Consider the following 7,360-nt stretch of genomic DNA (forward strand, 5'->3'; position numbering starts at 1 on the left):
CCTCCCGCTCGCTGTCCGGCAGGATGCCCCGCTCCAGCATGGACACGAACGCGCCGTCCCCCACGACGACATGGTCCAACAGCTTCACTCCCAAGATGCCGGCCGCCCGCGCCAGGTGCTCCGTGAGCCCCACGTCCTGGACGCTGGGCTCCGGGTCTCCGGAAGGGTGGTTGTGCGCGAACACGATGGCCGTGGACCGCGAGGAGAGCACCGCCGCGAACACCTCCCGCGGGTCCACCGGGCACGCGCTCAGCGTCCCTTCCGCCACCCGGGCGTCATGCACCAGCACGTTGCGCGGGTTGAAGCACAGCACGTGGAACACCTCGCGCCGGAGCGCGCCCAGCGTGGGCGCCAGGTACGCGTGCACCTCCTTCGGATTTCGCAGCCGGGGCCGTTTCTCCGGAGAGCGCTGAGCGCGCCGTCCCAATTCCAGCGCCGCCAGCAGCCGGGACGTGCGGGCCGGCCCCACGCCCCTCCGTGAGCACAAGACGCGCGGATCCTCCTGCACCAGCGCCTTGAGCCCGTCCCTCGCCACGCCGTCCGCCGCGTCCCCCAGCCCCTCCGTCCACAGGAGTCCCAACAACTCCAGGTCGGTGAGGGCCTCCGCGCCCAGCCGGAAGAGTCGCTCGCGCGCATCCCCCAGGCCCGCGCCTCGTGCCCTCACCGACCTGCCACCCGTGGCTTCCCCTTCGCCCGACTCCACCCACGCCTCTCCACCCTGTTCCATCCCGCCTCCGTCCACGCGACGGCGGGCTTGAGCAAGGCCTGTGCCCTTCAGGGTCCACTCCGGGACGCCAGGGCAGGGCCCGTCCAGCGGCGCGTGAAGAGGCCCGGTGGCGGGACGGACAGCGATGCTCCACTCGCACTCCTGGCGTGCGAGGAGCCGAGAAGCGCTGGGGCCGCTGGCTAGAAGCGGGAGATGGCGAAGAAGCCCTTGATCTTGTCGTTCGTCTCGCGGAGCCGCTCGCTCAGCGTGCGGACGAACGTCCACAGGAGGACGTAGGCCAGGTCCTTGTCCGTGAACATCAGCTGGTCCAGCTTCGCGCGCTCGATGACCCACACCGTGCAGGAGGTGTGGGCAATGGCGTCCGCGGAGCGGGGCGAATCCTCGATGACCGCCATCTCCCCGAAATACTGACCGGGTTCGAGGATGGCCAGCGCCTCTTCCCCGATGCCCGGCACGGATTTGGAAATGCGCACCTTGCCGTCGGCGAGGATGAACATGTCCTGGCCGGTGTCACCTTCGCGGAATAGGAAGTCTCCGGCCGTGTGCGACCGGGATTGGGCAATCCGGGCGACCTTGGCGAGCTGGCCCTGGGTCAATCCCTCGAAGAGCGCAACCTTCTTGAGGACAGCGGCATCCATGGGGTCCAGGTTCGTATCATGGCCAGGAAGGCGGCGTCTGTTACCGTCCGGGCCCGTCAACGTATGAGCGCAGGAGGCGCCGTGTCGCAGGACAAGATCCAGAAGGTCACCATCATCGGCTCGGGACCGGCGGGCTACACCGCCGCCATCTACGCGGCGCGCGCCAACCTGGAGCCCGTGGTGTTCGCCGGCGGCCCCACCCTGGAGCACCCGCAGCGCGTCCCGGGCGGCCAGCTGATGGTCACCACCGACGTGGAGAACTACCCCGGCTTCCCGGAGGCCATCACCGGTCCGGAGCTGATGGAGCGCTTCCAGAAGCAGGCGGAGCGCTTCGGCACCGTCATCCACATGGAGAACGTCACCAAGGTGGACTTCTCCAAGCGGCCCTTCCTGCTGGAGAGCGAGAGCGGCATCCAGGTGCGCTCGGAGACGGTCATCATCTCCACGGGCGCCACGGCCAAGTGGCTGAACGTCAAGGGCGAGGACACCTACAAGAACCGCGGCGTGTCCGCGTGCGCCACCTGTGACGGCGCCTTCTTCAAGAAGCAGGACGTGCTGGTGGTGGGCGGCGGCGACACGGCCATGGAAGAGGCCACGTACCTGGCGAAGATCGTCAACCACGTCACGCTCATCCACCGCCGCGACTCGCTGCGCGCGTCCAAGGTGATGCAGGAGCGCGCGCTCAACAATCCGAAGATCTCCTTCATGTGGGACTCCGCCGTGGAAGAGGTGGTGGGCGACGGCAAGGGGATGACGGGCGCCGTCGTGCGCAACCTCAAGACGGGCGACAGCAAGCTCGTCAACGCGCACGGTCTGTTCGTCGCTATCGGGCACACGCCGAACACGGAGCTGTTCCAGGGCATCCTGGAGACGCACCAGGGCGGCTACCTGAAGACGATTCCGGGCAGCACGCGCACCAACATCGAGGGCGTCTTCGCCTGCGGCGACGTGCAGGACAGCTACTACCGCCAGGCCATCACCGCGGCGGGCACGGGCTGCATGGCAGCCATCGACGCGGAGCGCTGGCTCATCGAGCACGGCGAGTAGCCCTCCTCCTTTCCGTCCTGAGCGAGACGACACGCGCATGAGCACGAAACAGAAAACGGTGGCGGTGCACGCGGGCTCCCGGCTCACCGGGAGCAAGGCCGTGCCCGTCATGCCGCCCATCTTCCCGGCGGCGGTGAACTGGTTCGACAGCAGCGACGACCTGTCCGACGCGCTGGACGGAAAGGACTACGCCTACGCCCGCATCAGCGCGCCCAACGCGGCGCTGCTGGAGGAGGCGGTGGCGGCATTGGAAGGCGCGGAGGCCTGCGTCGCCTACGCCAGTGGCATGGCCGCGCTGCGCTCGCTGTTCGACGCGCAGCCGTGGAAGGCCGGCGACGTGCTGGTGATGCCCACGGACGGCTACGGCGTCACGCGGGCGCTCTACAAGAACCTGTGCGCCCGCTGGGGCGTGGAGCTGCGCCCGCTCGACCAGACGTCTCCGGAAGCGCCCGCGCGCATCCGCGAGTGGCGCCCGCGCCTGGTGCTGGCGGAGAGCATCTCCAACCCGCTCCTGCGCGTGCCGGACATCCGCGCGCTCGCGCAGGCCTGCAAGGACGCGGGGGCGGTGTTCGCGGTGGACGCGACGTTCCCGTCGCCCTTCGGCCAGCGCTCGCTGGAGCTGGGCGCGGACTACGCGGTGCAGTCCACCAGCAAGTGGCTCAACGGCCACAGCGACGCGCTGGGCGGCACGGTGAGTGGTTCCAAGGCGCGCATCGACCCGCTGCGGTCGGCGCGCATCCTGTCCGGCGACGTGCTGGGCCCCTTCGAGGCGTGGCTCACGCTGCGCGGCCTGCGCACGCTGCCCGTCCGCATGAAGGCCCACAACGAGCACGCCGCCCACGTGGCGAAGCGGCTTTCGGATTCGCCGCTGCTGGAGCGGGTCATCTACCCGGGCCTCTCTTCCCACCCGGACCACGCGGTGGCGGCGCGGGTGCTGGAGGGCGGCTTCGGGCCCATGGTGGCGTTCGAAATCAAGGGCGCGGGGCAGAAGGAAGGGGACCGGTTCCTGGAGGCACTTCGCGTGGCGAAGCCCGGTCCTTCGCTGGGCGACGTGGGCACGCTGGTGATGCACGCGGCCAGCGCCAGCGCGCGCCGGATGACTCCCGAGGAGCGCGCCCAGGCGGGCATCCGCGACAGCCTCATCCGCGTGTCCGTGGGGTTGGAAGACCCGGACGACGTGGCGGACGACCTGCTCGCCGCGGTGGCGAAGGGGGCCGGCCGGTGAAGATGGTGGACGTCGGCGACAAGCCGAAGACGGACCGCGTGGCGGTGGCCACCGCGCGCCTGCGCATGCTGCCCGCGACGCGTGAGCGCATCCTCGCGGGGCAGGTGGAGAAGGGGGACGTGCTCGCGGCGGCGAGGCTCGCCGGCATCATGGCCGCCAAGCGCACCCCGGACTTCGTGCCCCTGTGCCATCCCATCGCGCTCGCGGGCGTGGACGTGACGCTCACGCCCGTGGACGAAGGGCTGGAGGTCCGCGTGCGGGTGAAGACGGTGGACCGCACGGGCGTGGAGATGGAGGCGCTCACGGCCGCGTGCGCGGCGGCGCTCACCGTCTATGACATGTGCAAGAGCGTGGACCGCGGCATGGTCATCGAAGCGGTGCAGCTGGACCACAAGTCCGGCGGACGCTCCGGCACCTGGGAGCGCGAGCAGGCCTAGCGCTTCGCTTCCGCGCGCAGCCGCTCCAGCAAGAAAGCCACCATCGCCAGCGAGTGCGTGATGTGGCCTTCCAGGATGAGCCGGGGCAGGTCCGCGCGCGGGTACAGCTCCACGGCGATGTCCTCGCCGTCATCCAGGTCCCCATCGCTCACGCGCTCGCAGTCCAGCGCCAGGTACGAGTGGCAGCGGTTGGTCTGGAAGGCCGGGTTGGGGTGCACGACGCCCAGCGGCTCCAGTCTCCCAGCGCGGTAGCCCGTCTCCTCTTCCAGCTCGCGCGCGGCGGCCGTGGCCGGGTCCTCGCCCGGGTCGATGACGCCGCCGGGTGCCTCCAGCGTCGCCGCCTCGATGCCGCAGCGGAACTGGCGCACCATCACCAGCTCATCCTGCTTCGTCACCGCGACGACGGTCACCCAGTCCGCGCACTCCATGTGCACGCGGGGGTGCTCCCGGTTCGTGCGCGGATCCATCACCACGTCCTCGCGCACCTTCACCACCGTGAAGTCGTGCACCAGTCCCCGGCGCAGACGCGGCCAGGGCTTCACTTGGGACTTGGGCGACTCGGGCGCGGACGACATGCGACGGGTTTCCTTTCTTCAGTTGAGCAACTCGGCGCGCTCGCGCAGCTCCCGGGCGGACAGCTCCAGGCGCTCGCGGTCCGGCGCGTCCGGGGACAGCTCCAGGCAGCGCTCCACGTCCTTGAGCGCCGCGCGGAAGGCGCCCAGCGTGGTGAGCAGCGACGCGCGGGTGCGCAGTTCACCCGGGTGGTCCGGGGCCAACAGCAGCAGCAGGTCCACCACCGCCAGCCCCTGCTGGCTGTCGTCACGCCCCAGGTACACGCGGCGCAGGTTGGACAGCATGCGGTACGCGATGAGCTCCACCGGCGCGGGCGCGAGCATCGCCCGGTCGAACTTGAGCTGCGGCGCCACGCGCTTGAGCAGCTCCTCGCAGCCGTGCTCCGTGAGGATGTCGCCGTGGTGGAAGGGGTCCATCACCAGCTTGTGGTCGCCCGCGTCGCACGCCACCAGGAAGTGGCCGGGGAAGGGGACGCCGTACAGCGAGATGCCCGCGCGGCGCGCCACCTCCAGGTAGAGCACCGACAGGGTTATCGGCAGCCCCACCTTCCGCTCCAGCACCCGGTCCAGGAAGCTGTTGTCCGGGGAGTGGTAGTCGTCCTCGTTGCCCCGGAAGCCTTCGATGTCCGCGAGCACGTGGCGCAGGGCGCGCAGGGGGGCCAGGGCCTCGCCCTTCTCGCGCAGGCGCTCCGTCTCCACCTGCACCCGCGCGGCGAGCGCATCCAGCGTCCTGAGACACGCCGGAGCATCCAGGTCCTCATGGCCCAACGTCGCGATGGCGAGGGCCGCCAGGTCCAGCCGCGGGGGTTCCGCGGCCAGGGAAGACACCAACCGCTCACGCGCCAGCGGAGGGCCGAAACCAGAGGAAAAGCTCACGGTGCGCACCAGTAACCCACGGATGCTCCTCACGGCAAAAGCAGGCAGCCGAGCATCAGGCGCCCGGTGGTGCCGCGGGCAGCCGGCCCTTGATTTCCGCACGCAGGGCCATTTGGGCTGAAATCAGTCCCGCCAGGATGCCGTCCTCGAACTCGAAGGTCGGGTGCTCCTTCAGCTCCGGGAAGTCGTGCGGGTTGCGCAGCTCCTCCGGCCCGATGTTGGGCACCGCCTCGCGCGCCAGCTTGAGCACCTTCGCCTGTTGCTGGGCAATCATCCGCTCGTAGAGGGGGGAGGCCAGGGCCAGCAACTCGTTCGCCGTCTCTTCCGTCATGGTGTGTGTGCCTCTAGCCTCACTCTTGGGCGATGTCCCACTTCATCCGCCGGTAGGTGTAACGGAAGGACTCGGCGTTCGCTTCGACGGCGTCCCCCGGGCCCTCTCGCCCGTCCAGGAAGGCGACGAAGTCGAACTGCCGCCCGGGCTGGCCGTACTCGGCGTCGAACACGCGCACGATTTCGTTCGCCGGCAGCGTCCTGCGACCCGCCACGCTCACCAGGGGGATGTCCAGGCCCTTCATGTCCTTCGACGGGGCGTAGGACTTCCACACCAGCTCCGTGCACACCAGCGACTGGTCGGAGAAGAAGTCGAAGTTGAAGTCGTACGGACGGCCCTGGAAGGTGAAGGCGCGCAGGATGGCGCGGGCCTTGTCCACCTGGGACAGCCGGGGCCGCAGCACGCCCAGGTAGTCCACGTGCATGCCGTGCTCCACGCCGGTGAAGCTCACGCCCTCGCTGATGGACTCGATGATGCGCAACGGGTCTCCGTGCGCGTCCTTGCCGGTGTACTCGGCCCACTTCGCGGGGAAGGCCTTCGCCAGGTGGGCGGTGAACGTCTCCGGGCGGCCGGGCAGGGTGGCCACCCAGGTCTTCACCTCCGGATCCGCGTCGAAGGTCTGGGAGAGCTCCTGCGGCGTGCCCACGTACAGCTCCGCGTGCGGCCAGAAGCCCGGCAGCCCGATGTTGGACAGGAACCAGTTCTGCCGCGCGACCATCACGTCGCCCGGGGCCATGCGCGGAAGGAGCGACAGCACCTGCTCCCGGGAGATGAGCGGCTTGCCGGAGCGGTGCACGCGCGTGTCGCCCATCCACTCCGCCACGGTCTTCTGCACCGGGAACACCGCGCGAGCGGTGGTGTCCTGGGTGAGGTCCGCGGCGGCCTTGGCGAAGAGCACCGGGCCTCGCTTCAGGAGGCGTGAGCGGGCCGCCTTGCTGTCCTGCCGCATGGTCTGGAAGAGCGCGGGGACGCCGGGCTCGTTCAGCACGCCGGCCTTCGCCAGCACCGGGTGCAGCGTGGCGCGGTAGCCGTCGCCCGTGAAGAGCTGCGTGCTGGTGCCCACGTGGACGACCTTCTCCTTGAAGCGGCTGAAGGCGCGCGGGGGCAGGCCGTACTCGGGGCCGGGCTCGTTCAGCAGCACCTCCAGCTGCGCCTGGCCTCCGGTGAGGTCCGCGAAGGCCATCCCCTGCGCCAGCTCCGACGCGAGCGCGGCGTGGGTGAGGAGGAAGCCCCAGGCGTGCTTCTTCGGCTGGGTGAAGGCGGGCACCTTGAGGAAGTCCCAGTAGCGCTGGCGCACCACCTCCGTGGAGATGAAGCAGTCGAAGAAGGCGGCCCAGGTGGACACCAGGAGCTGCTTCTCGTCCGGGGTGTAGGGCACGTCCTTGCCGCGCTGGTACAGCGCCTTGGAGCGGAAGGCCTCCTCCTTGAGCCGGCGGAGCCCCTCGGTTCCCTGGCGCAGCGTCTCCAGGTCTCGGCGGGCCTGGGCCACGAAGGCGGCGTCGTCCAG

The 7,360-nt window shown here is 70.0% G+C and carries 9 protein-coding genes; 3 read left to right on the forward strand and 6 right to left on the reverse strand.

Going from position 1 to position 7,360, the window contains the following annotated elements; all coding sequences use genetic code 11:
• A partial coding sequence (gene radC, locus D7Y11_RS40410; protein WP_126936333.1) for a DNA repair protein RadC occupies window positions 1-727 on the reverse strand: 727 nt, incomplete at its 3' end.
• Window positions 728-906: 179 nt separating this feature from the next.
• On the reverse strand, window positions 907-1,365 hold the full coding sequence (locus D7Y11_RS40415) for a cyclic nucleotide-binding domain-containing protein (protein ID WP_126936334.1): 459 nt from the start codon (window positions 1,363-1,365) through the stop codon (window positions 907-909).
• Window positions 1,366-1,446: 81 nt separating this feature from the next.
• On the opposite strand from D7Y11_RS40415, the gene trxB reads away from it, so the two are divergent.
• The 3 genes from trxB to moaC are packed head-to-tail and all read left to right on the forward strand — an operon-like array spanning window position 1,447 to window position 4,074.
• Entirely contained in the window at window positions 1,447-2,412 is a 966-nt protein-coding gene (gene trxB / locus D7Y11_RS40420; RefSeq protein WP_120577034.1) for a thioredoxin-disulfide reductase, read from the forward strand.
• Between the two features lie 37 nt (window positions 2,413-2,449).
• Window positions 2,450-3,637: a PLP-dependent aspartate aminotransferase family protein gene (locus D7Y11_RS40425; RefSeq protein WP_121755173.1), complete on the forward strand. Its 1,188-nt coding sequence runs from the start codon at window positions 2,450-2,452 to the stop codon at window positions 3,635-3,637.
• The gene (moaC, locus tag D7Y11_RS40430) at window positions 3,634-4,074 is read left to right on the forward strand and encodes a cyclic pyranopterin monophosphate synthase MoaC (protein ID WP_120598091.1); all 441 of its coding nucleotides are present in this window, start codon (window positions 3,634-3,636) and stop codon (window positions 4,072-4,074) included. Before D7Y11_RS40425 ends, moaC begins: the two co-directional genes overlap by 4 nt.
• Here moaC and D7Y11_RS40435 read toward each other — a convergent pair.
• The 4 genes from D7Y11_RS40435 to D7Y11_RS40450 all read right to left on the reverse strand — a co-directional run.
• Window positions 4,071-4,649 carry an NUDIX hydrolase gene (locus D7Y11_RS40435; protein WP_121755172.1) on the reverse strand — a complete coding sequence of 193 codons (579 nt, stop codon included), beginning with the start codon at window positions 4,647-4,649 and terminating at the stop codon, window positions 4,071-4,073. The genes moaC and D7Y11_RS40435 overlap by 4 nt on opposite strands.
• 18 nt (window positions 4,650-4,667) lie before the next feature.
• Window positions 4,668-5,492 (reverse strand): SirB1 family protein, encoded by an 825-nt coding sequence (locus D7Y11_RS40440; protein WP_120577035.1) that lies wholly within the window; start codon window positions 5,490-5,492, stop codon window positions 4,668-4,670.
• An 85-nt stretch (window positions 5,493-5,577) separates the two neighbouring features.
• Complete coding sequence (locus D7Y11_RS40445; protein ID WP_120577009.1) at window positions 5,578-5,853, reverse strand: hypothetical protein; 276 nt, start codon at window positions 5,851-5,853, stop codon at window positions 5,578-5,580.
• Window positions 5,854-5,872: 19 nt separating this feature from the next.
• On the reverse strand, window positions 5,873-7,360 hold a 1,488-nt coding region (locus tag D7Y11_RS40450), incomplete at its 5' end, for a YiiX/YebB-like N1pC/P60 family cysteine hydrolase (protein ID WP_126936335.1).

The organism is Corallococcus sp. AB018, from assembly GCF_003986945.1.
In the GTDB taxonomy this organism is placed as follows: Bacteria; Myxococcota; Myxococcia; order Myxococcales; family Myxococcaceae; genus Corallococcus; species Corallococcus exiguus.